Source organism: Luteibacter sp. KNZ12-1A, from assembly GCF_056755675.1.
The window spans coordinates 14,511-36,056 of sequence record NZ_JBPGXU010000003.1 but is presented as its reverse complement, the minus strand read 5'-3'; the positions used below and the strand labels follow the sequence as shown (position 1 = coordinate 36,056).

The 21,546-nt window shown below is 66.9% G+C and carries 18 protein-coding genes and 1 tRNA gene; 7 read left to right on the top strand and 12 right to left on the bottom strand.

Going from position 1 to position 21,546, the window contains the following annotated elements; genetic code table 11:
• Nucleotides 1-104 precede the first annotated feature (104 nt).
• The 5 genes from ACR9ZJ_RS01260 to dtd all read right to left on the bottom strand — a co-directional run bounded on the left by ACR9ZJ_RS01260 (nucleotide 105) and on the right by dtd (nucleotide 4,752).
• Nucleotides 105-180 (bottom strand) — tRNA-Ile (locus ACR9ZJ_RS01260).
• 68 nt (nucleotides 181-248) lie between these two features.
• On the bottom strand, nucleotides 249-1,091 hold the full coding sequence (locus tag ACR9ZJ_RS01255) for a nucleotidyl transferase AbiEii/AbiGii toxin family protein (RefSeq protein WP_481286586.1): 843 nt from the start codon (nucleotides 1,089-1,091) through the stop codon (nucleotides 249-251).
• The gene (locus tag ACR9ZJ_RS01250) at nucleotides 1,084-2,118 is read right to left on the bottom strand and encodes a type IV toxin-antitoxin system AbiEi family antitoxin (RefSeq protein WP_481286585.1); all 1,035 of its coding nucleotides are present in this window, start codon (nucleotides 2,116-2,118) and stop codon (nucleotides 1,084-1,086) included. The genes ACR9ZJ_RS01255 and ACR9ZJ_RS01250 overlap by 8 nt, the downstream gene beginning before the upstream one ends.
• 149 nt (nucleotides 2,119-2,267) lie before the next feature.
• Nucleotides 2,268-4,130 (bottom strand): RNA polymerase sigma factor RpoD, encoded by a 1,863-nt coding sequence (gene rpoD / locus ACR9ZJ_RS01245; protein WP_306848285.1) that lies wholly within the window; start codon nucleotides 4,128-4,130, stop codon nucleotides 2,268-2,270.
• A gap of 181 nt (nucleotides 4,131-4,311) precedes the next feature.
• Nucleotides 4,312-4,752 (bottom strand): D-aminoacyl-tRNA deacylase, encoded by a 441-nt coding sequence (gene dtd / locus ACR9ZJ_RS01240; RefSeq protein ID WP_481281857.1) that lies wholly within the window; start codon nucleotides 4,750-4,752, stop codon nucleotides 4,312-4,314.
• A gap of 77 nt (nucleotides 4,753-4,829) precedes the next feature.
• On the opposite strand from dtd, the gene ACR9ZJ_RS01235 reads away from it, so the two are divergent.
• Nucleotides 4,830-5,735: an LpxL/LpxP family acyltransferase gene (locus ACR9ZJ_RS01235; RefSeq protein WP_481281856.1), complete on the top strand. Its 906-nt coding sequence runs from the start codon at nucleotides 4,830-4,832 to the stop codon at nucleotides 5,733-5,735.
• Here the strand turns inward: ACR9ZJ_RS01235 and ACR9ZJ_RS01230 are convergent.
• The 4 genes from ACR9ZJ_RS01230 to ACR9ZJ_RS01215 form a co-directional block, all read right to left on the bottom strand.
• The gene (locus ACR9ZJ_RS01230) at nucleotides 5,710-6,033 is read right to left on the bottom strand and encodes a tetratricopeptide repeat protein (RefSeq protein ID WP_481281855.1); all 324 of its coding nucleotides are present in this window, start codon (nucleotides 6,031-6,033) and stop codon (nucleotides 5,710-5,712) included. The two genes, ACR9ZJ_RS01235 and ACR9ZJ_RS01230, sit on opposite strands and share 26 nt — an antisense overlap.
• A complete protein-coding gene (locus tag ACR9ZJ_RS01225) occupies nucleotides 6,030-7,976 on the bottom strand; it encodes an ArnT family glycosyltransferase (protein WP_481286659.1) in 1,947 nt (648 codons plus the stop codon). The genes ACR9ZJ_RS01230 and ACR9ZJ_RS01225 overlap by 4 nt, the downstream gene beginning before the upstream one ends.
• Before the next feature lie 113 nt (nucleotides 7,977-8,089).
• On the bottom strand, nucleotides 8,090-9,088 hold the full coding sequence (locus tag ACR9ZJ_RS01220; protein WP_481286584.1) for a glycosyltransferase family 4 protein: 999 nt from the start codon (nucleotides 9,086-9,088) through the stop codon (nucleotides 8,090-8,092).
• A gap of 3 nt (nucleotides 9,089-9,091) precedes the next feature.
• Nucleotides 9,092-10,348, bottom strand: a complete 1,257-nt coding sequence (locus tag ACR9ZJ_RS01215; protein ID WP_481286583.1) for an O-antigen ligase family protein — start codon at nucleotides 10,346-10,348, stop codon at nucleotides 9,092-9,094.
• Nucleotides 10,349-10,492: 144 nt separating this feature from the next.
• Here ACR9ZJ_RS01215 and ACR9ZJ_RS01210 point away from each other — a divergent pair, with 144 nt between their 5' ends.
• Nucleotides 10,493-11,629 (top strand): glycosyltransferase, encoded by a 1,137-nt coding sequence (locus ACR9ZJ_RS01210; RefSeq protein WP_481286582.1) that lies wholly within the window; start codon nucleotides 10,493-10,495, stop codon nucleotides 11,627-11,629.
• Here ACR9ZJ_RS01210 and rsmB read toward each other — a convergent pair.
• From rsmB to def, 3 genes are read right to left on the bottom strand one after another with little or no spacing between them, the layout of a single operon-like run.
• Nucleotides 11,590-12,909: a 16S rRNA (cytosine(967)-C(5))-methyltransferase RsmB gene (gene rsmB, locus ACR9ZJ_RS01205; protein WP_481286581.1), complete on the bottom strand. Its 1,320-nt coding sequence runs from the start codon at nucleotides 12,907-12,909 to the stop codon at nucleotides 11,590-11,592. The two genes, ACR9ZJ_RS01210 and rsmB, sit on opposite strands and share 40 nt — an antisense overlap.
• Entirely contained in the window at nucleotides 12,906-13,850 is a 945-nt protein-coding gene (gene fmt, locus ACR9ZJ_RS01200; protein ID WP_481286580.1) for a methionyl-tRNA formyltransferase, read from the bottom strand. Before fmt ends, rsmB begins: the two co-directional genes overlap by 4 nt.
• A 2-nt stretch (nucleotides 13,851-13,852) precedes the next feature.
• Nucleotides 13,853-14,356: a peptide deformylase gene (gene def, locus ACR9ZJ_RS01195; protein WP_481282736.1), complete on the bottom strand. Its 504-nt coding sequence runs from the start codon at nucleotides 14,354-14,356 to the stop codon at nucleotides 13,853-13,855.
• A 203-nt stretch (nucleotides 14,357-14,559) separates the two neighbouring features.
• Between def and ACR9ZJ_RS01190 the strand changes: the two genes are divergently transcribed.
• From ACR9ZJ_RS01190 to ACR9ZJ_RS01170, 5 genes are all read left to right on the top strand, one after another.
• On the top strand, nucleotides 14,560-15,714 hold the full coding sequence (locus ACR9ZJ_RS01190; protein ID WP_481281849.1) for a LysM peptidoglycan-binding domain-containing protein: 1,155 nt from the start codon (nucleotides 14,560-14,562) through the stop codon (nucleotides 15,712-15,714).
• A 109-nt stretch (nucleotides 15,715-15,823) separates the two neighbouring features.
• Nucleotides 15,824-16,963, top strand: a complete 1,140-nt coding sequence (gene dprA, locus ACR9ZJ_RS01185; RefSeq protein ID WP_481281848.1) for a DNA-processing protein DprA — start codon at nucleotides 15,824-15,826, stop codon at nucleotides 16,961-16,963.
• 99 nt (nucleotides 16,964-17,062) lie between these two features.
• On the top strand, nucleotides 17,063-19,588 hold the full coding sequence (locus tag ACR9ZJ_RS01180; RefSeq protein WP_481286579.1) for a DNA topoisomerase I: 2,526 nt from the start codon (nucleotides 17,063-17,065) through the stop codon (nucleotides 19,586-19,588).
• 1 nt (nucleotide 19,589) lies between these two features.
• Nucleotides 19,590-20,159, top strand: coding sequence for an L-threonylcarbamoyladenylate synthase type 1 TsaC (gene tsaC / locus ACR9ZJ_RS01175; protein ID WP_481286578.1), 570 nt, complete (start codon nucleotides 19,590-19,592; stop codon nucleotides 20,157-20,159).
• A gap of 84 nt (nucleotides 20,160-20,243) precedes the next feature.
• Nucleotides 20,244-21,539, top strand: a complete 1,296-nt coding sequence (locus ACR9ZJ_RS01170) for an AMP-binding protein (protein ID WP_481286577.1) — start codon at nucleotides 20,244-20,246, stop codon at nucleotides 21,537-21,539.
• The last annotated feature ends 7 nt before the right edge of the window (nucleotides 21,540-21,546 follow it).

The following is a 21,546-nucleotide window of genomic DNA, read 5'->3' as shown; positions in this document are numbered from 1 at the left end:
ATGTTGAGCCGGTCACGGTCAAACTTATGGGACGTCCGCCATAGTTTGTCCGTTGTGGCCAAACTATGTGAGATCGCGCAACTCACCAGGGACATCGCATTCGTTGGTGGGCCCACCAGGACTCGAACCTGGAACCAAAGGATTATGAGTCCTCTGCTCTAACCATTGAGCTATAGGCCCTTGCAGCGCAAGGAGTGTAGCGGATGGCGCCCGGCAGGTGGAGAGGTTGTCATCCCAGCCACTTCGACTCACCCGCGCAACTCACCCGCGAGATCATCAAACAACTCGCGAAACAGATCCAGCGGGTTATCCAGATCCGGGCGTTCGGCGTAGGCATCGAGCGCGAGCTGTCCGACGTTCGCGGGTGTTAGTACGTTTTGTACGGCGAGCAGCGTTCCGGCGCTGCAAAGCTGCTTCACATCGCGCCCGAGCAACTTGGCTGAACCTCGAAGGTAATCGTGTCCCACGTCGTCCAGCAGTGCTGGGTCGTCATACATTCGGTCGATATTCCCTAGTTCTGCGTAATGGCTCAATAAGGCGTGGAGGTCGCTCGCATCCTTGCGCGTCGCGGCATGGCGGTCATTCCAGGCGAACAGTTTGAGCAACGCCAGCCCAGGTGCATTCAGCACATCGATAACGGTACCGCCGACGTCGACTTGCGCCGCCGTCCTGGCGGCATCCGGATATCCCTCGACGTTCATCTCGATATCCGGATCGTTCGGCCACCTGAACTTCGGTCCGCCCACGCCCGGGCCGAACGGCACGATATCCACAGGAATGGCATGGCTGATCGTGTCGGCATGGAAATAGAGGCGATGGGCGACATCATTCCGTGTGGTAAATCGTGTGTCGTCGCGCAACCGATGGACCATCGATTCAAATGCATTCCATCCTTGGATGGCCACCGCGAAGTCGACGTCCGCCGTGGCGCGTCGTAGCGGAATGTCGTGCACATGACTGAGTACGATATCCCTCGCGCTGGCGCCGACCACCATCACCCTCACGCCGATGTCGGCGGCGGCCAGGGTCACCGCACGGATGATCGCTCGGCTGGTGGGATCCAGCGGCGCATTGGTCCTCAGTTTAAGCACCGACGTACTCTTTCCGTATCAACGCCGCCGCCTCTGCGGCACGTGAGTCCTTCGTGGTGAGGAGGTCTGCGTAGATGAGCAGCGGATTCACGATGCCTTGTGTATGCGCGTATGTATCATCGAAGTGCCAGAAACGCTCGACGACCTCTATGGCGCCTGCAGGATCTGCCCGCAACCGGTATTTTCTCAGGAGTGGGTTGATTGCATCGCCAGTGACACCTTCCGATAGGTAGATCGTCTGTGTCGCGGGTCGTAAAAAGCCGTTCAACCTATGGGCGGCGACTTCGCCGCCCCAAAGCGCGCTGGACCCGAGATCCGCATCCTTCCACCAGTCCGGCGCCGGCGCGCTGAAGCGACGTTGGCTCAATCGTGGGCGGAGTTTGTGGGGGTAATTGTTTACCCATTCGCCCTGGAGGCGGTCGATTGCCAGGAAGTGCCTGCGTCTATCGCTGTCTCGCGCCGACACAAGGCCGCGTTGCTCGAGGTCGGCGAATATCGGCGGTATGGCTCCCAGCGATACTCCCGCCGCCATGGCCAGTTCGCGGTAAGGCGCAGCGAGCAAGGGACGATGACAGAGCAACGCGTAGACCACGCGTAGGGATGCGTAACTGGTGCCGCCCCTGTAAGGGGAGGGGGCGGTGGTCCGGGAAGGACGGTTCCCCCGCACGAGCACCCACCGCGGACCTGACCTGAGCAGGCAGTTGCCGGCGGTGTCCATGAAGTCCAGGTCGATTTCCAGGCAGTGGTCGATCTGCCCGCTTGTAAGATGGTGGGTCACGATAAGCGGCCGGGGTCGATCGTGGTGCGTCGTAATCTGTTGTCTTATAAATGTTAATTGAGCATCGCCAATGATGCGGGGCTTGCATTCGGCAACGAATGAAAGAGTGCCGTCGGGAAATTCGACGGTTACAAGCCCATCTGGCCGATAGTCGCCCGGCCCTTCTGGCGCGGGAAGAACGCGGATATGCAGGCCCGTGGTCGCCTGGACCGCCTGGGCGGCATCCTGAAGCAGCGTAAGCTCGCCCATGCCGGATCCTTGTTCAGTAATTCTATATGTTCATTTTTATAAAACATATAAAACAATTGAACAAGGGTCCTGGGCCTCCCGTTGGCGCCGCCCAAAAGAAAATGCCCGCTTGCGCGGGCATTTTCTTCTTACCTTGTGACGTCGCCCGATCAGTCGATATCGAGGAACGAGCGCAGCGTTTCCGAGCGGCTCGGGTGGCGCAGCTTGCGCAGGGCCTTGGCTTCGATCTGGCGGATGCGTTCGCGGGTGACGTCGAACTGCTTGCCGACTTCTTCCAGCGTGTGATCCGTGTTCATGTCGATGCCGAAGCGCATGCGCAGCACCTTCGCTTCCCGCGGGGTGAGGCCGGCGAGCACGTCGCGCACGGTTTCCATGAGACCCGTCTCGGTCGCCGACTCGACGGGCGAGCTGGCGTTGGTGTCTTCGATGAAGTCGCCAAGATGCGAATCTTCGTCGTCGCCGATCGGGGTTTCCATGGAGATCGGCTCCTTCGCGATCTTCAGGACCTTGCGGATCTTGTCTTCCGGCATCTCCATTTCCTTCGCCAGCTCTTCCGGCGTCGGTTCGCGGCCGAACTGCTGGAGCATCTGGCGGGAAATGCGGTTCAACTTGTTGATCGTTTCGATCATGTGCACCGGGATACGGATGGTGCGGGCCTGATCGGCGATCGAGCGGGTGATGGCCTGACGGATCCACCACGTCGCATAGGTCGAGAACTTGTAGCCGCGACGGTATTCGAACTTGTCCACCGCCTTCATCAGGCCGATGTTGCCTTCCTGGATGAGGTCGAGGAACTGCAGGCCTCGGTTGGTGTACTTCTTGGCGATCGAGATCACCAGGCGCAGGTTCGCCTCGACCATTTCCTTCTTGGCGCGGCGGGCCTTGGCCTCGCCGACGGACATCGCGCGGTTGATTTCCTTGATGTCGGTCAGCGGCAAATACAGGGTGCGCTCGATCTGGGCGAGCTTCTCCTGCTCCGCGTCGATGGCCTCGCGGTAGTTCTTGATGTTCGGCGACCACTTCTGGCGCTTGCGCGACAGTTCGGCGGCCCATTCGAGATTGCCTTCGTTCGACGGGAAGCTCTTCAGGAACTCGGCACGCGGCATCTTCACCTGCTTGACGAAGATGTCCATGAGCACGCGCTCGTGGTGACGGATGTCGTTCACCACTTCGCGCAGCTTGCGCACGAAGCTGTCGATCAGCGCCGACGGGAGCTTCAGGTTGAGGAAGGCCTCCGACATCTGCTCGCGGATCTTCGCGACCTTCTTGTCGTTGATCTCCGCCTTCGGCGCGGCCTTCTGGAACTTGGCGTGCAGCGAACGCAGTTCTTCCATGCGGCGCTTGACCTCTTCCGGGTCGGGACCGGTCGGGCCGGCCTCCTCTTCCTCGGCGGGGGCGCCCTCGACTTCCTCGTCGTCGGTCTCGGCATCGGCGTCGACCACCACGGCGGCGTCGGCTTCGGCCTGGGCAGCGTCGGCGGCTTCTTCCAGGTCGGCGAAACCGGCGAGGATCTCGCTCAGGCGGCGCTTGCCTTCCACGTGCTGGTCGTATTCCTCGAGCAGCAGCTGGATGGTGAGCGGGAAGCTGGCCAGCGCGGTCTGGACCTGGCTGAGGCCTTCCTCGATACGCTTGGCGATGGCGATCTCGCCTTCGCGGGTCAGCAGCTCGACCGTGCCCATTTCGCGCATGTACATGCGGACGGGGTCGGTGGTGCGGCCCACCTCGGCGTCCACGGCGGACAGCAGCGCCACGGCTTCTTCGGCCGCGGACTCGTCGTCGGTGCTGGCACCGGGGGCGGCGCCGTCGGAAATCGTGTCGGTGTCCGGCGCGGAATCGTGGACTTCGATGCCGACGCCCTTGAGCACCGCCATGATGTCTTCGATCTGCTCCGGATCGACGATGTCGTCGGGCAGGTGGTCGTTGATTTCCGCGTAGGTCAGGTAGCCCTGCTCCAATCCCTTGGAGATGAGCTGTTTGATTTCAGACTGTTGCTCGTGAGCTTTATTAGTCATGCCGACCGCCGCGGGTTACAGGAACCGATCAGTATAGTCATCTGATGATTTTTTGACCAGTTTTCAAGTGGATCGGCCTCACCGGCACCACGCAAAAATCGCGCCAGAAGCCCTGTTCGGGCCGGGGCGTTCACGTGGCGGTGAGGAAGGATGGGGGGCTCGGCCCCTCGGACAGGACGCCTCAGCGCACCTCCAGACGGAAGGTGACCGGGCCATCGTTGATCAGGTGAACCTTCATATGGGCACCGAAGCGGCCGGTTTCCACCCCCGGGTGGGCGATGCGTGCCAGGGCGACCAGGCGGTCGAACCAGCGCCGGCCCTCTTCGGGGGGCGCCGCCGTGGTGAAGCTGGGGCGCATGCCCTTGCGGGTGTCGGCGGCGAGGGTGAACTGGCTGACCAGGAGCAGGCCGCCGCCCGTCTCGGCGAGGCACAGGTTCATCTTGCCCTGCGCGTCGGAGAACACCCGGTAGCCGCGCAGGCGCTCCAGCATCCTCGCGCACTGGGCCTCGCCGTCGCCCGGTTCCACGGCCACGAGCGCGAGCAGGCCGGCACCGATGGCGCCCACCGTTTCCCCGTCGACCTCGACGCTTGCGGACTCGACCCGCTGGATCACTGCAATCATGGACAAGCTTAGCGGCGGACTGGCGCCAAGCTTAATGGCGAACGAGGCCTATTGGCAGGCGGGTTACACTTCGCGGAATGCGCCCGGACATCTATCTCCTTTATCTCCTGCTCAGGCTGGTGAGCCTGTTCCCGCTGCGTACGGTCCATGCCATGGGTGCCTGGATCGGCCGGCGCTCGTTGCGCTCCCATTCGCGCAGCGCCCGCTACAGCGCGGTAAACCTTCGCCTGACCCGTCCGGAGTTGTCCGAGGCCGATCGCGCCGACCTGCTGCGCCGGACCATGGAGGAATCGGGCAAGTCGGTGACCGAGGTGGCGGCGATCTGGGGTGGTGGCGCCGAGAAATCGCTGGGCATGGTCCGCGAAGTGGTCGGTGGCGAGTTGTTCGCCGAGGCGCTCGCCTCCGGCAAGGGCGTCATCGTGGCCGCTCCCCACCTCGGGTGCTGGGAGCTGCTGAACTACTGGCTATGCAGCAAGACGCCGATGGCCATCCTATACCGCCCGCCACGCATCAAGGCGATCGAGGCGTTGCTGCGCAAGGTGCGCGGCAAGCTCGCGCCCGAGCAGGTGAGGGCGGAAGGCGCCGGCGTGCGTACCTTGTTCAAGCGCCTGGGCGCCGGTGGCACCGTCGGCATCCTGCCGGACCAGAAGCCACGCGAAGGGGAAGGCGAGTTCGCGCCGTTCTTCGGCGTCGACGCGCTCACCATGGTGTTGCTGCCGCGGCTCGCGGCACGCACGGGGGCGACGGTGCTATTCAGCTTCGCCGAGCGCCTGCCCGATGGCGAGGGCTTTCGCATCCACGTGCTGCCGGCGCCGGAAGGCATCGACAGCACGGACCTGAAGATCGCCTGCACGGCGCTGAACCGGGGCGTGGAGCGTTGCGTGGAGCGCGCCTTCCCGCAGTACCAGTGGCACTACAAGCGCTATACCGCGCACGACCGCCCCGATCCCTACAAGCTCAACGCGGCCGCGAAAGCCGGTTGAGGAAGACGGTCATTTCCTTCGCCGCCTGGATGTCGCCGCGCCGGGTGGCGGTGTCGATACCGGAACGCCACGCGGTCGCGGCGCCTTCCTCGTCGTCTACCGCCAGCAGGGCCTTGCCCAGCAATTTCCACGCCGCGGAATAGTCCGGGTCGAAGGCCAGCGCCTCGCGGAACGACTGCGCGGCCTCCATGTACTGCCCTTCGCCGAGCAACGCGTTGCCGATCGAAAAGCGCAACAAGGCCCCGTCGCGGACGCCGCCGATTTGCGCGCGCAGCCGTTCGACGAGGGGATCGGTCACCGGAGTGCCGTCCGCGTGCGCCAGTAATCCTGCGGATAGAGCAGGGTCGGTTGCCGCGGCTCGGCCGGAAGCCGGCCGTTCTGCAAGGCGTTGAGCGTCGGCGCGTCCCAGATCATGAGCCATCCCGTGCGCGAAGGCTGGATCAGGCGCGCGTAGCGGAAGGCGTTCGCAGGCGGATGCTTGGCGTAGGAGACCACCACGCCATCGGGATGGTGGCGGGCGAAGTCATCCAGTGTGTCCCCGTCGTGCACCACGTCGTCGTCCTCGTCCTCGTCCACCTGCGTCGGCATGCCGGGCGCGACCTTCAACCGCGCGATCGGGTGCATCAGCCGGCCGGCGAAGTGGTACTGGCCGTTGTACGAGACACCGAGGTTGCCGATGGGCCGCCCGGCGGCATCCGCCTGGCCAAGGAACAGCGAGGCGGGAGTGAGGTCGTAGCGGTACCACAGGCCCAAGGTGAAGAGCGCGTTGAGCGCCACCGTGCCGATGAGGCCGGCGAAGGCCAGCCGGCGCATTTCGCCGCGGCCGCGAAGCAGCAGCAGTGCGCCCAGCACGATGAAGATCACGCCGAAGAAGCGCGCATACGGCGCCATGCCCACCAGCCAGATGTTGTCCGGGAAGCGCGACGGCACCACCGACGGCATGGCGAACAACGCGATGGCCAGCAGGAAGGCGCCCAGCGAAAGCGGCCATGTGCCCAAGGCGTAATGCGAAGCCAGCCCCTTGTGCCGTTCGCGCAGGTCGGCGACCGACGCGGCGACCAGCATGGTGGCGCCGGCCAGTTCGGGCAGCACGTAATAGAGCTGCTTGCCGGTGATCAGCGAGAAGGTGAGCAGGGTGGGCAGCAACCAGGCCACCAGGAAGCGCAACCCCGGTTCGAGCGGCTGCCGCGCAAGCGCCAGGAACAGCGGCAGCAACACCAGCACCACGAGGATCTTTTCTGCCCAGCCGGGGAAGTGGCCGCCCGCGGCGGACACGAGCAGGAGCAACAGCGATACGCCTGCGCAGGCCAGGGCGGCGGCGGTGCCCGCACGCCAGGGCCGGCGAAACAACGTGGTGGGCACGGCGACGAGGCCGCGCAACCAGCCACTGAGCGGGAACAGGAGCACCGACAGGAAAAGGAAGTAGTACCAGGCCGGCCGCGCGTGGTTCTGCAGGTCCTGGACCTTGGCGTCGACGACGCGCCCCGCGGTCTGGGTGAAGAACAGGCGCTGGCGATAGGCCTCGCCCCCTGACTCGCCGGCGGGAATCGCCCATGCCAGCAGGATCGCGAAGCCGAGCAGGAGGCCGAGGACGCCGAAGCCGTACCAGCGGGCCTTGTTCTGTCGGGCCCACTCGTTCCATAGCGGGCCGAGCAGGAACGGAAACAGCACGTGCACCACCATCACCGGTCCCTTGGTGAGGAGACCGGCGCCGATCATCAGCCCGAACAACCACCATCGCGGTTGCGCCCGCGTGGCGGTAGGCGTGAGACAGAGCAGCGCGGCCAGCACCCAGACCACGAGGAGCACCTCGTACATGATCTGCAGGCCGAACAGGAACGCGTACGCCAGCGCCATCAACAACCACGGCGTGGCCTTGGCCACCCATGGCCGGGTGGGGAACAGGCGCGCCGCCAGCACCGAGGCGAGCACCAGCTGCACGCCACCGAAGATCACCTCGAGGATGCGCGGCCACACGTCGGTGACGCCGAACACGGCCCAACCGGCGTGGATCATCCAGAACAGCAGGGGCGCCTTTTCGCTGTACGGGTCGCCGTTGATGTGTGGCACCAGCCAATGGCCGTGCGCCCACATCTCCCAGGCGACGGCGAGCGTGCGCGTGGAGAACATCGGCATCGGGCCGTGCGCGAAGATGGCGAGCAAGGCCATCGCGGCCCATAGCGGTAGCCATGGCCAGAGGGCACGGAGATGTTCCGATCGGGTATAGGCGCTGTTGGACAAGGGCGTCGTCACCGTTAAAGGATCATGAATTCTAAACGCACCATGGCGGGAATGGCTGACTTTAGTCCTACCGCTCCCCCCGTCTGTGCGGCGTGGACACCGCCGGGCACCGGCTACCCGAGCAGGTGGTCGAGCGCGCCGCGCAACCTGCCGGCGAACCCTGCCTGGTTGTTTTCGTACCAGCGCCGCGCGTTTTCCCCCAGGCGGTGCAGCTCCTGGTCGGGCATGCCGGCGGCACGCTCGACGCATGCCGCCAGGGCGGTCTCGTCGAATCGCCACAGCGCGGATGCGTTGAGCGTGCCGTTTTCGTGTGCCGCGACGAGCAGGCCCCGGTCTTCGCCCACGAGTTCGTTCATCGGCGGCGCGTCCGTGGCGAGGACGACGGCGCCACAACTCATCGCTTCGACGATGTAGTGGCCCCAGCCTTCCGCTTCCGACAGGCACAGGTGGAAGGCATGCGCATTCTGCAGTCGCCGGATGTCCTCGATGTCATCGACATAGGTGACGCGGTGATCCAGGTTCGCGGCCGTGCCAGCTTGTTCGGCGCGCGCGGTGGAGGGCGATTGGAGCACGTGCAACGTGGGCCACTCAGGGTGGCGGCGCCAGACCTCAAGCAACCGTTCCGTTCCCTTCATCCGGCTGGCGCCGGCGAGGTGGAGGAAGTCGCGGTTTCGTTCGATGCCTTCGCGACGGCAATCGATGCTCTGGAACCCGATGACGTGCACCGGCAGGCCCTGTGCGGCGAAGGTGTCGCGGGCGATGGTGGTCTTGCACAGGATCGCGTCGAAGCGATGCAGCTGGCGCCGGTCGCGGCGCGAAAGCCATTCCGGGTTCGGCACGAGCGCGTTGCGTCGCGCGAGCGGCAGGTACGCCGCATGCACGTGTTCGAGCGTGATCCCCAGATCGTAACGGCGCGGTCCCCGCCGGGCCAGCCAGCGCGCGTGCATGCGCAGCCGTTGCCACCAGGCGCGCCAGGGCAGGCCCCGGCTGCGGCGCGGCACCGAGGTGATCGACACCTCGTGCCCCAGCGCGAGCAGCGCATCCTCCAGCAGGCGGATGTCGTGGCTGAGGCCTCGGCCGTTGTTCCAGGCGATCAGGTGGATGGAAGCCACGTTTCAGAGCACCGTGGCCGGTCGTTCGGCGGCATTCAGCAGGCGTCCGATGTAGACGGCGAGGCCCAGCGTGAGGAAGAAATAGAGCGAGTGCGGCATCGGGCGGTAGAACACGTTGTCCGTCAGTGCGCAGAGGGTGTACATGCACACGGTGCTGAGGCCCGCGCTGGCCGGCATGGCGATGGCGTTGTCCGGATGCAGCGCATATCGCAGGAAGAACACGAGGGCGGCGCCGAACAGCAGGACGAGCACGGCCAGCCCCGGCAGGCCGCCGGTCACCGCCCATTCGAGGTATTCACTGTGCGGGTGGTCGTAACGTTCCACCGTGGCGTTGACCTTGCCCTCGGCGATGCGCGCCCGCGCATAGTCGCCGAACTGGTTCAGGCCCACGCCGGCCAGCGGGTGGTCGTCCAGCGCCATGGTCGCGGTGCGCCACATCTCCAGGCGTTCGCGAACGGCGCCGCTGGCGTCCTGCTCGCTGTACGTGGACATTTCCTCCGTCACCGCGGCGAAGCGGGTCAGCACCTCGCCATGCATGGTCGTCGCCGCGCCCGCGGCGGCGGCGATGCCGACCACGAGGAACAGCAGGCCTTCACGCCAGCGGCCGGTCCGGCGCGACTGGATCAGCACCACGATGACGAACACCGGCAGGAAGGCGAGGATCGGTCCGCGGCTCTGCGTCAGCAGGGCGCCGTAGATGCCCAGTGCGGCGCAAACGACATGCAGTACGCGCTCGCCACGGCCGAGTTCGCTGCGCAGGGCCTGCACCACGGCGATCAGCGCCAGCACGAGCATGAACATGCCGAATTCGATGGCACCCCACAGCCCGTTGTTGATCCCGTAGACGCGGTCGATGCCTTCGATATAGTGCTGCTCCAGGCAGACGATCCCGAGTACGCCGGCGGAAGCGGCGAAGCCGATGCGCAGCACGATCGGCCGCAGCGGACTGGCGAAGCCGACGGCGATGACCAGGAAGGCGAGGATGTGCGAGGTGACGTCGAACTCACGCCAGTCGATGCCGTGGATGGCGACGTTCACCAGCCAGAACGCGAAGGCCAGTGCCGCCGTGCCCAGCACCCAGCGCGCACGACGAACGGCTGCGCGTGCCTCGGGATCGCGGATGAGCATCCAGGCGCCGAGAAGGAACAGGGCGGCGGCGGGAATGGCCTTCGCTTTGATCGGGAGCGCGAACGACAGCGGCATCATCGCGATCAGCAGCGAGACGATCCATACGCGCCACGGGTTGGTTTTTTCGAGCACTCGGCACCTGGCTTGGATCGGGACGGCATGGCGGCTACGCCGCATGGCGGCCCAGATGGTACTTTACCGGACGGCCGATGCCGCTCAGAGGCGATCCTCGCGGGCCGGCCAGAATTCAGCTTCGGCAAGGACCGACCCAGGGCGATGAAGCTCCTTTTCACGAACTTTCATGACGGCGACGGCGGCGGTCACACCACTTACATCATCGGCCTGGCGCAAGGGCTTGCGGGGCGCCACGAGGTGCATGTCGCCGCACCGCCGGGCAGCCGCCTCAACCGCGAAGCGCGCACGATCGCTGGCGTGCGCGTGCTCGACCAGCCATTCCCGAACGGGCTTGGCCGTCTTCCGGCACGTCTTCGTGCGCGGCGACAGCTCGCCGACTACCTCCGGCGCGAGCGGTTCGACCTCGTCCACGTGAATGGCTCGGCGGACCATCGGCTGGTCATGTCGGCCGTGCGTGGCATGCGGCTTCGTCCCCCCATCGTCCTGACCAAGCACAACTCGAAACCCATGACAGGTCCCGGACATGCCTGGCGCTCGCGCTTCGGCACCGACCAGGTCATCGCCGTGTGCGACTTCGTGCGGCGCCAGTTGCTGGCCTCTCCTTACAGGCGTTGCCGCGTGGCCACGGTCTTCAATGGCGTGGACATCGACCGGTTCGCGCTGCGCGAGCCGGAGCCGGAGCAGCGCGCGGTGTGGCTGGCGCCGGACGCCGGGACCGATCCCCTGCTGATCGGCAGCAATGCCGGTACCGCGCGCTACAAGGGCTGGATGGATCTGGTCGAAGCGATGGCCTCGCTGGCGCCGGACGAGCGCTCGCGCTTGCGGGTGGTTCTCGCCGGTGGGATGCCCGGCGCGGAGGATCTCGCCCGGATCGAGGCGCTGGGTGTCGCGCCGCAGGTCCATTTCACGGGCCGGCTGGCGGACGTGCGCCCGATGGTGGCCGCGCTGGATGTGGGTTTCGTCTTGTCCTGGGACGTCGAGACGATCTCGTTCGCCTGCCGCGAAATGATGGCGATGGGCAAGCCGGTACTGGTCAGCGATTACGCGGGTCTTCCTGAGAACATCCGCCAGGGCGAAGACGGCTGGGTCGTCCCGGCACGCGACCGGGCGGCCATCGCCGACGCCTTGCGTGCCTTGCTGGCCGCGCGCGCATCGCTTCCCGCGCTGGGGGCCGCCGCGCGCGCGCATGCGCAAGCCGAGTTCGGGATGGATCGCTTCGTCGATGCCACGGAAGCCGTCTATGCGGCGCTGGTGGCGGACTTTTCCAACAGGGCGTAGTACATGCCGTCGAGGTCACCGTCGCCCGGCAGGATCTGCCAGCCCACGGTGGCGGGCTGCCCCACGGGCAAGGTGAACGGCACGGCGATGGCATCGTCGCGGCCGGCGAGGAAGGCCGCGACCACGCCCTCGTTCTCCCGCCGCAAGAGCGAGCACGTGACGTAGAGCAGGCGCCCGCCGGGAGCCAGGACGTTCCAGCAAGCAGCGAGGATGCGTTCCTGCTGCGGGATCAATGCGTCGATGTCGCCCGCCCGCCGGTGCAGGCGTACGTCGGGCCGGCGGCGGATCACGCCTGTGGCCGAGCACGGTGCATCGATCATCACGCGGTCGAAGAGGCGTCCGTCCCACCAGGCCCTGGTGTCGCCCGCGTCGCCGACGATGACCTCGGCTTCGAGGCCCAGCCGCTCCAGGTTCTGCCGGATACGTGGCACACGGTGCGCCTCGGATTCCACCGCGACCAGCGACACCGCCGCCCGCTCCAAGACATGACAGGCCTTGCCACCCGGCGCCGCACAGGCGTCGAGCACGTGCTGGCCATCGGCGAGGCCGAGCAGGTCGGCGGGAACCTGCGCGGCGCCATCCTGCACGGCGAAATGGCCTTGGGCGAAACCGGGCAGGCGGGTGACGTCGGTGCTGTGCGGCAGGACCAGTCCGTCCTCCAGCCAGGGATGGAGATCGACCTCCTGGCCGACGGCGCGCAAGGCTTCCGCCGCCTCGCCACGTGCCACGCGGCGGCGGTTCGCGCGCAGCATCAGCGGCGGTTCGGTGTTCGCGGCGGCGAGGACGTCGTCGACCTGCTCCGGCCAGTCGTTCGCGATCGCCTGTACCAGCCACGCGGGATGCGCATGGCGAGTGGCCGGCACCGCGTCGAGTTCGGCCAGCAAGGTTTCGCGTTCACGCTGCCACCGGCGCAGCACCGCGTTGACCAGCCCGGCAAGTCGTGGCCGGCGCAATTCGCGCACCGCTTCGACCGTGGCGGCCACGGCGGCGTAGCCGGGCAACTCCAGTATCTCCAGTTGCACCAGCCCGGCGACCAGCAGTGCATGCACGACGGGTTCGTTGCGCCGGATCGGCTTGTCGAGCAGGCGATCGAGCGCCGCGTCGAAGCGCGGCCACCAGCGAGCTCCCTCGTTGAGCAGCGCGGTGAGCAGGGCGCGGTCGCGTGAATCCGGCAGTCGGGGCAGGGCGCGGTCGGCGACCTCGCGCAGGGAGTGCCCGGAAAGGGCGACGTCGGCCAGGGCTTCGGCCGCAAGGGCGCGTACCGAGATGGCGCGGCTCACGAGGCGGCCCGCTTCAGCTCCGGACGGGCGTTGAGGTAATCCGCCGCGCCGATCCGGCGCCCGCCGGCCCGTTGCACGGCGGTGAGTCGCAGGGCGCCTTCCGCGCAAGCCACGTCGATGCCTGCCCGGGAAGCCGCGATGACCTCTCCGGCGGGCACGCCGGGGACGCCGTCGATGGCGCGTGCGGACCAGATGCGCAACCGCTCGCCCGCGACATCCGCTTCGGCAACCGGCCAGGGGTCGAAGGCACGAACCTTTCGCTCCAGTTCGGCGGCCGACAGCGCGAAGTCGAGGCGGGCTTCCGCCTTGTCGAGCTTGTGCGCGTACATCACGCCGTCCTCGGGCTGGGCCCGAGCGGCCAGGGTTTCACCGGCGAGCGTCCTGCGCAGGCCTTCGGAGAGTGCTTCCGCGCCCAGGGCGGAAAGCCGGTCGTGCAGGCTGCCGCCGGTATCGTCCGCGGCGATCGGCGTGCGCCGCTCGACCAGTACGGGACCGGTGTCGAGGCCGGCCTCCATCTGCATGAGGTCGACACCCGATTCGCTGTCGCCGGCGAGGATGGCGCGCTGGATCGGCGCGGCGCCACGCCAGCGTGGCAGCAGCGAAGCGTGGACGTTCCAGCAACCCAGCCGCGGAATGGCCAGTACCTTGCGCGGCAGGATCAGGCCGTACGCGACGACGACCATGAGGTCGGGAGCATAGGCCGCGAGTCGCTCGCGGTCGGCTTCGGCCTTGAAGGACTCGGGTTGCTCGACCGGGATGCCGGCGGCGAGCGCGGCTTCCTTCACCGGACTGGCGGCCAATTTGCGACCGCGGCCGGCGGGCCGGTCGGGCTGGGTGTAGACGGCGACGACATCCGCGCCCGAGGCGCGGCAGGCCTCCAGGCAGGGCACGGCGAACTCGGGCGTTCCAGCGAACACCACCCGCAGGGAACGGCCGGCCACGATCAGGCGCTTGCCTTGCGCTGTTTTTCCATCCGCTTGAGCAGCATTCCGCGTTTCAGCGGCGACAGGTAGTCGACGAAGACCTTGCCGGCGAGGTGGTCCATCTCGTGCTGGATGCACACGGCCAGGGGGCCTTCCGCCTCGATCAGGATCTCCTTGCCCTCGACATCCCGGGCGCGGACCTTTACATGAAGGGCCCGGGTCACATCCGCATAGATACCGGGGAACGACAGGCAGCCCTCCTGGTAGACCTGCTGGCCGTCCTTTTCCAGGATCTCGGGGTTGATCAGCGCGAGGGGCTCGTTGCGGTCGTCGCTCATGTCGGCGACGAGCACGCGCTTGTGCACGTTGACCTGGGTGGCCGCCAGGCCGACGCCATTGGCGGCATACATGGTTTCGTACATGTCGGCGACGAACTGCTTGAGTTCGGCATCGAAGACGGTGACCGGGTCGGCGACGGTGCGCAGGCGCGGGTCGGGGAATTCCAGGATGGCGAGGGTGGACACGGTGTCACCTTGAACGTTCACGGGCCGCTGCGGCATCTGTGCCCGGATTTGCGGGCAAATCGGCGAAATCCAAGCAACGGCGTCTGTAGGATGGCCCCGTATTCTACGCCCGCGCCGGGGACCGGGCGAGCAGGCTTACGTATTGTGCCCGTTAACGATTCAGTTACACTCGCGACAGCACCGGGGAAGGGGGAAAACCCGCCATGATCAAGAAGTTCGCCATGCTGCTTGGCGGCATGTTTTTTACTGTGGCCGTCTATGCGGCGGCGGCCCAGATTCGTCCCGATCACCCCGACACCTACACGGTGCGCAGGGGCGACACCCTTTGGGACATTTCCGCCCGCTTCCTCAGCAAGCCCTGGCTCTGGCCGGAGATCTGGCAGGCGAACCCGCAGGTGCGCAATCCGCACCTCATCTATCCGGGCGACGTGCTCAACCTGTCGATGACCGGAGGCGGCCCGCGCATCGGCCTGCAGCCGCGCGTGCGCACCGATGGCGACGCCGTCCCGGCGATTCCGCTCAGCGAGTTGCGCATGTTCCTGAAGGAACTGCGGGTGATGGACGCCGACGAGGTCGAGCGCTCGCCGTACCTGGTCGGTTTCGAGGAGAACCACCTGCGCGCGACGCCGGGCAACAAGATCTACGCCCGCGACCTCGATTCCGCCCAGCCCGGCCAGCGCTGGGCCATCGTCCGTCCGACCAACCGTTTCCGCGACCATGGCGGTTCGGACGGTAACGTCGACATGATCGGCAACCCCTCGCACGGCTCGTTCGTGGCCGACGAACTCGACAGCGACGTCTCCATGGCGCCGAGCCCGTGGCGTGAGGATTCGCGCCACGACACGCATACGGGCAAGGGCGACGATCGCGGGGTCGAGGTATCGGTGATCGGCACGGCCGAGGTCATCGCGACCAATGGCGATGTCTCCAGCCTGGTCCTGGTCGACTCCACCCTCGAGGTGCGCAAGGGCGACCGCCTGATGCCGGTCGACGACAAGCCATACGACCCGTATTTCTATCCTCACGCGCCGAAGTCGATGCCGACGGATCCTCGCGTGATCGGTTTCACCGACGCCCTGAGCGGCGTGGGCAGCCGGCAGGTCATCTCCATCTCGGCGGGATCCGCCGATGGCGTCGACAACGGCACGACCTTCACCGTGATGAGCCAGGGCGAGAAGATCCCCGACGAGGTCAGCGGCAACTACAACCGCCGCGATACCTCGCGCAAGGTGCAGTTGCCCGACGAATTCGGTGGTCACGTCATGGTGTTCCGCACCTTCGACCATGTCAGCTATGCGCTGGTGATGGACGCGCTGCGTCCGTTGCGCAAGGGCGACCGTCTCGTCCTGCCGGAATGACGCAGGACGGTGGGGGCCGTGAACCGGCCTCCACCGCTGCGCGCACGCCCCACCTGAATTGGTGGCCTGTTCCGACAGGCAGCCCATGCGCGCCCTCTAAACTGCGCGGATGACCGACTCCGACGACCTCCGCGACTGGTTGATCCTGCTGCGCACCCCCGGCCTCGGGGCCCGGCGCATTCGTGAGGGCCTCGTCGCCCGCGGCGACGCGGCTTCCCTGCTCCGTTGGCTGGCGCGCCACCCGGATACCCTCGATGGCGAAGGCCGGGAGTGGATCGAGCGGCCGGACGAAGCCACGCTCGCCCATGACCTCGCCTGGCTCGCGGGCGACGGCCAGCGCCTGCTTCGGTGTACGGAAGAGGATTTCCCGCCACAGTTGGAGGCCATTCCCGATCCGCCGGCGGCCCTCTTCGTCAAGGGCGACGCATCGTTGCTCCTCCGCCCGCAGGTCGCGATCGTCGGCGCCCGGCGGGCCCAGGCGCCCGGCCTGGCCAATGCGCGGCGCTTCGCCGCCGAGCTCTCGGCGGGCGGGCTGCTGGTCACCAGCGGCATGGCCGACGGGGTCGACGGCGCGGCGCATGAGGCCGCGTTGGACGCGGGCCAGCCCACCGTGGCCGTGATCGGCACCGGGCCGGACAGGGTCTATCCCCGGAAACACCATGCCCTGGCCCGGCGCATCGCCGCCCAGGGCGCCATCGTCAGCGAATACCCGCCGGGCACGCCCGCACTGGTCCACCATTTCCCCCAGCGCAACCGCATCATCGCCGGCTTGAGCCTGGGCGTGGTGGTGATCGAAGCGGGGCGCCGCTCGGGCTCGCTCATCACCGCCCGGCAGGCCGGCGAGCAGGGGCGGGAAGTGTTCGCGCTGCCCGGATCGATCCACAACCCCCTGGCCGAGGGCTGCCATGCCCTCATCGGGGAGGGCGCCCGCCTGGTCCAGAAGCCCGATGAAGTCCTCGCCACGCTGGCACCCGCGGCCCTGGAACTGGGCGCGGAACTGCGCGCCCGGCTGGAGCGCGGCGAGGGACCGGCCGGGGTCGGCCGGCGCAAGACCGGCCCGTTCGATTGGCGCCAGGATGAGGAATATCGCCGCCTGCTCGACGTCATGGGGTACGATCCCGCCTCCCTCGACGCCTTGGTGGACGCGACGGGCATCGCTCCCGGAGCGCTGTCGTCGATGCTGCTGATACTGGAACTCGAAGGCGAAATCGCGACGCTGTCGGGCAACCGCTACCAGCGCATGGTCTGATCGCCGACGCTTGACAGCCGTCACGGCGATATGTTTCCAACTAAATATATACATACGCTGGGGTCAACTCGCCCCCGCGATCCTCGGAATCGGTAACGCATGGCAAAGAACCTTCTCATCGTCGAATCGCCGGCCAAGGCCAAGACGATCAACAAGTACCTGGGAGCCGACTTCCAGGTGCTGGCGTCGTATGGCCACGTCCGCGACCTTCGGCCGAAGGAGGGCGCCGTCGACCCCGAGCACGGCTTCGCCATGGCCTACGAGGTGATCGACCGCAACGAGAAGCATGTCGACGCCATCGCCAAGGCGGCACGGGCGGCCACCAGCATCTATCTCGCGACCGACTTGGATCGCGAAGGCGAGGCCATCTCCTGGCATATCAGCGAGATCCTCCGCGAACGCGGCCTGCTGGAGGGCAAGGACGTCCAGCGCGTGGTGTTCAGCGAGATCACGCCGAAGGCCATCAAGGAGGCCGTGGCGAATCCGCGCAAGCTTTCGCACGACCTGGTCGATGCCCAGCAGGCCCGCCGGGCGCTGGATTACCTGGTCGGTTTCAACCTCTCTCCGGTGCTCTGGCGCAAGGTGCAGCGCGGCCTGTCCGCCGGTCGCGTGCAGTCGCCGGCGCTGCGCATGATCGTCGAGCGCGAGCTCGAGATCGAAGCCTTCAAGGCGCGCGAGTACTGGACCATCCAGGCCAACCTGACCCATCCGGAAGGCGCGTTCGACGCCCGCCTGGTCCGCCTGGACGGGAAGAAGTTCGAGCAGTTCGACCTCACCAACGAGGCCGATGCCCTGGCGGCGCGCGCCGCGCTGGAGAAGGCCGCCGCCGGCCGCTTCACCGTCGGCGAGGTCACCAGCAAGGAGCGCAAGCGCCGCCCGGCGCCGCCCTTCACCACGTCCACCTTGCAGCAGGAGGCCGCGCGCAAGCTCGGCTTCTCCACCAGCCGCACCATGCGCATCGCCCAGGGCCTCTACGAGGGCGTGGGCTTGGGTAGCGAGGGCAATGTCGGCCTCATCACCTACATGCGTACCGACTCGGTGGCGCTCTCGGAAGACGCCGTGGCCGAATTGCGCGACCTGATTGGGCGCGAATACGGCAAGGGAGCGTTGCCAGGCGCCGTCCAGGTCTACAAGTCCAAGTCGAAGAACGCCCAGGAAGCGCATGAAGCCGTGCGCCCGACCTCGGCCATGCGCACGCCGCGCAGCGTCGCCTCCTTCCTCAACGACGACCAGCGCAAGCTCTACGAACTGATCTGGAAGCGCACGGTCGCCTGCCAGATGGTCCATGCCACGCTGAACACGGTTTCCGTGGAATTCCCCGTCGGCGAATCGGCGTTCCGCGCCACGGGCACCACGGTGATCGATCCCGGCTTCCTCGCCGTGTACGAGGAGGGTCGCGACCAGAAGGGCGAGGACGAGGACGAGCAGCGCCGCCTGCCCCGGCTCAAGCAGGGCGACGTGGTGCCGGTCTCGCAGATCGTGGCCGACCAGCATTTCACCGAGCCGCCGCCGCGCTTCTCCGAGGCGAGCCTGGTCAAGGCGCTGGAGGAATACGGCATCGGCCGTCCCTCGACCTACGCCAGCATCATCCAGGTGCTACTCAGCCGCGAGTACGTACTGCTCGAAAGCCGCCGCTTCAAGCCCACCGACGTGGGCCGCGCGGTCAGCCAGTTCCTCTCGGGGCACTTCGCCCGATACGTCGACTACGACTTCACCGCCCGCCTCGAAGACGAACTGGATGCCGTCAGCCGCGGCGAGGAAGCCTGGGTGCCCTTGCTCGAACGCTTCTGGCTGCCGTTCAAGACCCTGGTGGACGACAAGACCGAGTCGGTCGACCGTAACGAGGCCACCGGCGCGCGCGAACTGGGCAACGACCCGAAAACGGGCAAGCCGGTGTCGGTGCGCCTGGGGCGCTATGGCGCCTACGCCCAGATCGGCAGCAAGGACGATGAAGCCAAGCCCACTTACGCGAGCCTGCGTCCCGGGCAGAGCATGCACACCATCACCCTCGAAGAGGCGATGGAGCTGTTCAAGCTGCCGCGAACCCTGGGCAAGTCCGACGCCGGCGAGGACGTCACCGTCGGCATCGGCCGCTTCGGGCCCTTCGTGAAGCAGGGCGACACGTATGCCTCGCTCAAGCCCGAGGACGATCCGTACGTCATCGAATTGCCGCGCGCGCTGCAGCTGGTGCAGGAGAAGCTGGAGGCCATCGCCAACCGGACGATCCTCGACTTCGGCAACGGCGTGCAGGTGCTCAATGGTCGCTACGGTCCGTACATCACCGACGGCGAGAAAAACGCGCGCATTCCCAAGGATCGCGATCCGAAAACGCTCACCGAGGCGGAATGCGCGGAACTGCTGGCCGCTGCCCCGGTGAAGAAGCCCCGTGGCGGTCGCGCGGCCAAGAAGACCGCGGCGAAGAAGACCGCCACGAAGAAAGCGGCCACCAAGGACGCGTCGGCCGTGAAAAAGACGGCGACGAAAAAGACGGCCACGAAGAAGGCCGCGAGCAAGAAGACAGCGGCGAAGAAGGCAGCCACAAAGAAGACGGCAACCAAGACCGCCGCGAAGAAAGCCGTCGTGAAAAAGACAACGAGCAAGGCGACCGCGCCCATCGCCGACTGACATGCGCCGTTTCACGCTGGCCGACATCGAACGGGCCGCCTCGCTCCTGCGCGATGGTGGCGTGCTCGCTTATCCCACCGAGGCCGTTTTCGGCCTCGGTTGCGATCCTCACGACCGCACCGCCTTCGAACGCCTTTTCGCACTGAAGGGCCGGCCTTACTCGCAAGGCGTCCTGCTCATCGCCGCCGATTTCCTGCAGGTGGCGCCGTATATCGACCTGACGAAGGTTTCCGCAAAGGCCCTGGAGCAGGTGCTCGCCTCCTGGCCCGGCCCGAACACGTGGATATTCCCCCGCAGCGCCCACGTGCCCGAGTGGGTCGCCGGCACCCATGCCGGCATCGCACTGCGGATCACGGCCCATGCCCCCGCCGCCGCGCTGTGCAAGGCCTTCGGTGGGGCCGTGGTGTCGACCAGCGCGAATCCCCATGGCGAGCCGCCGGCACGGGACCTGCCGACATTGGAGCGTTACTTCGGCGCCCGGCTCGACGGCGTACTGGACGCCGAACTCGGTGGCCTCGACCGTCCGACGGTCATCCGTGACGCCCTGAGCGGCGCTATCATCCGCGCCTGATAGGGGGAGAAGCCGTTGTCGTCGAACGTATTTGAGATTGCCGGACGGGCTCCCGGCCTACGGCTGCCCTTGCTGGTGGGCTCGTTGTCACGGCCGGTCGCATGGCGCGCGGGACAACCCGTCAGCGCCGCGATGTTCCTCGGCCACGTGCGCCAGGTGGCCTCGCTCCTGCCGGACGCCGGCAGCGCGGTGAACCTGTGTGAAGACCGCTATGCCTTCCTGGTCGCCTTCGCGGCACTGGTCGTGCGCGGCCAGACCAATCTTCTTCCGCCGTCGCGCGCGCCGCACGCGGTCGACGAAGTGATGGCGGGACACCCCGGCTCGTATGCGATCGGCGAACTCGACCTGTCGCCCGCCCCGGCCGGCTACGTGCGGATGCCGGCGTTCGACGACGGCATGCCCGTGGAACCCGAGGTACCGATGATCGCCGCCGACGCGGTGGTCGCCATCGGCTACACCTCCGGTTCCACCGGCAAGCCCAAGCCCAACGTGAAGACGTGGGGCAGCTTCGTGGCCAGCAATGCCGGGAACGCGAGCATGCTCGCGAAGAGCATCGGCAAGGCGTTCGATCTCGTCGCGACCGTGCCGCCGCAGCACATGTACGGCATGGAGATGTCGGTGCTGATGCCCCTGCTTTCCGAGGTGAGCGTGCACGCCGGGCGGCCCTTCTTCCCGGCCGACGTGGCGGCGGCGCTGGCGACGATGCCGGAGCCGCGCGTTCTCGTGACCACGCCCGTGCACCTGCGCGCCGTGGTGGAATCGGGCGTGGACCTGCCGCCGCTGGCGGCGTTCGTCTCGGCGACGGCACCCATGCCGGTCGAGCTGGCGACAATCGCCGAGGAACGCTTCGGTGCGCCGCTATACGAGGTATTCGGTTCGACGGAAACCTGTGTCTTCGCCAGCCGCCGTACGTCGACGGACGAGGACTGGACACTCTATCCGGGTGTCATGTTGCACCCGCAGCCCGACGGCACGCTGGTCGATGCCCCGCAACTGGGGGAAGCGATCACGCTGGCGGACATCGTTACCTTGCACGGCGAGGGCCGCCTTTTCCGCTTGCGCGGCCGCAACAGCGACCTGCTGGAGATCGCCGGCAAGCGCGCCTCGCTGGGCGACTTGAACCGGCGCCTCCTCGCCATCGACGGCGTGCGCGATGGCGTGCTCTTCCAGCTCGACGAAGCCGACTCGTCGGGCGTGCGTCGCATCGCCGGTCTCGTCGTCGCACCGGCAATGACCGAGCAGGCGGTGATGACGGCCTTGCGCGACGCCATGGATCCGGTCTTCCTGCCGCGTCCGTTGCGCCTGGTCGACGCGCTGCCGCGCAACGAAACCGGAAAGCTGCCGCGCGACCGGTTGCTGGCGATCCTGTTCGCGCGCTGACGCGCGG

Coding starts and splice junctions, on each gene's coding strand:
- ACR9ZJ_RS01250 (WP_481286585.1), bottom strand. CDS start 2,118: ATGGGCGAGCTTACGCTGCTTCAGGATGCCGCCCAGGCGGTCCAGGCG.
- rpoD (WP_306848285.1), bottom strand. CDS start 4,130: ATGACTAATAAAGCTCACGAGCAACAGTCTGAAATCAAACAGCTCATC.
- dtd (WP_481281857.1), bottom strand. CDS start 4,752: ATGATTGCAGTGATCCAGCGGGTCGAGTCCGCAAGCGTCGAGGTCGAC.
- ACR9ZJ_RS01235 (WP_481281856.1), top strand. CDS start 4,830: ATGCGCCCGGACATCTATCTCCTTTATCTCCTGCTCAGGCTGGTGAGC.
- ACR9ZJ_RS01210 (WP_481286582.1), top strand. CDS start 10,493: ATGAAGCTCCTTTTCACGAACTTTCATGACGGCGACGGCGGCGGTCAC.
- ACR9ZJ_RS01190 (WP_481281849.1), top strand. CDS start 14,560: ATGATCAAGAAGTTCGCCATGCTGCTTGGCGGCATGTTTTTTACTGTG.
- dprA (WP_481281848.1), top strand. CDS start 15,824: ATGACCGACTCCGACGACCTCCGCGACTGGTTGATCCTGCTGCGCACC.
- ACR9ZJ_RS01180 (WP_481286579.1), top strand. CDS start 17,063: ATGGCAAAGAACCTTCTCATCGTCGAATCGCCGGCCAAGGCCAAGACG.
- tsaC (WP_481286578.1), top strand. CDS start 19,590: ATGCGCCGTTTCACGCTGGCCGACATCGAACGGGCCGCCTCGCTCCTG.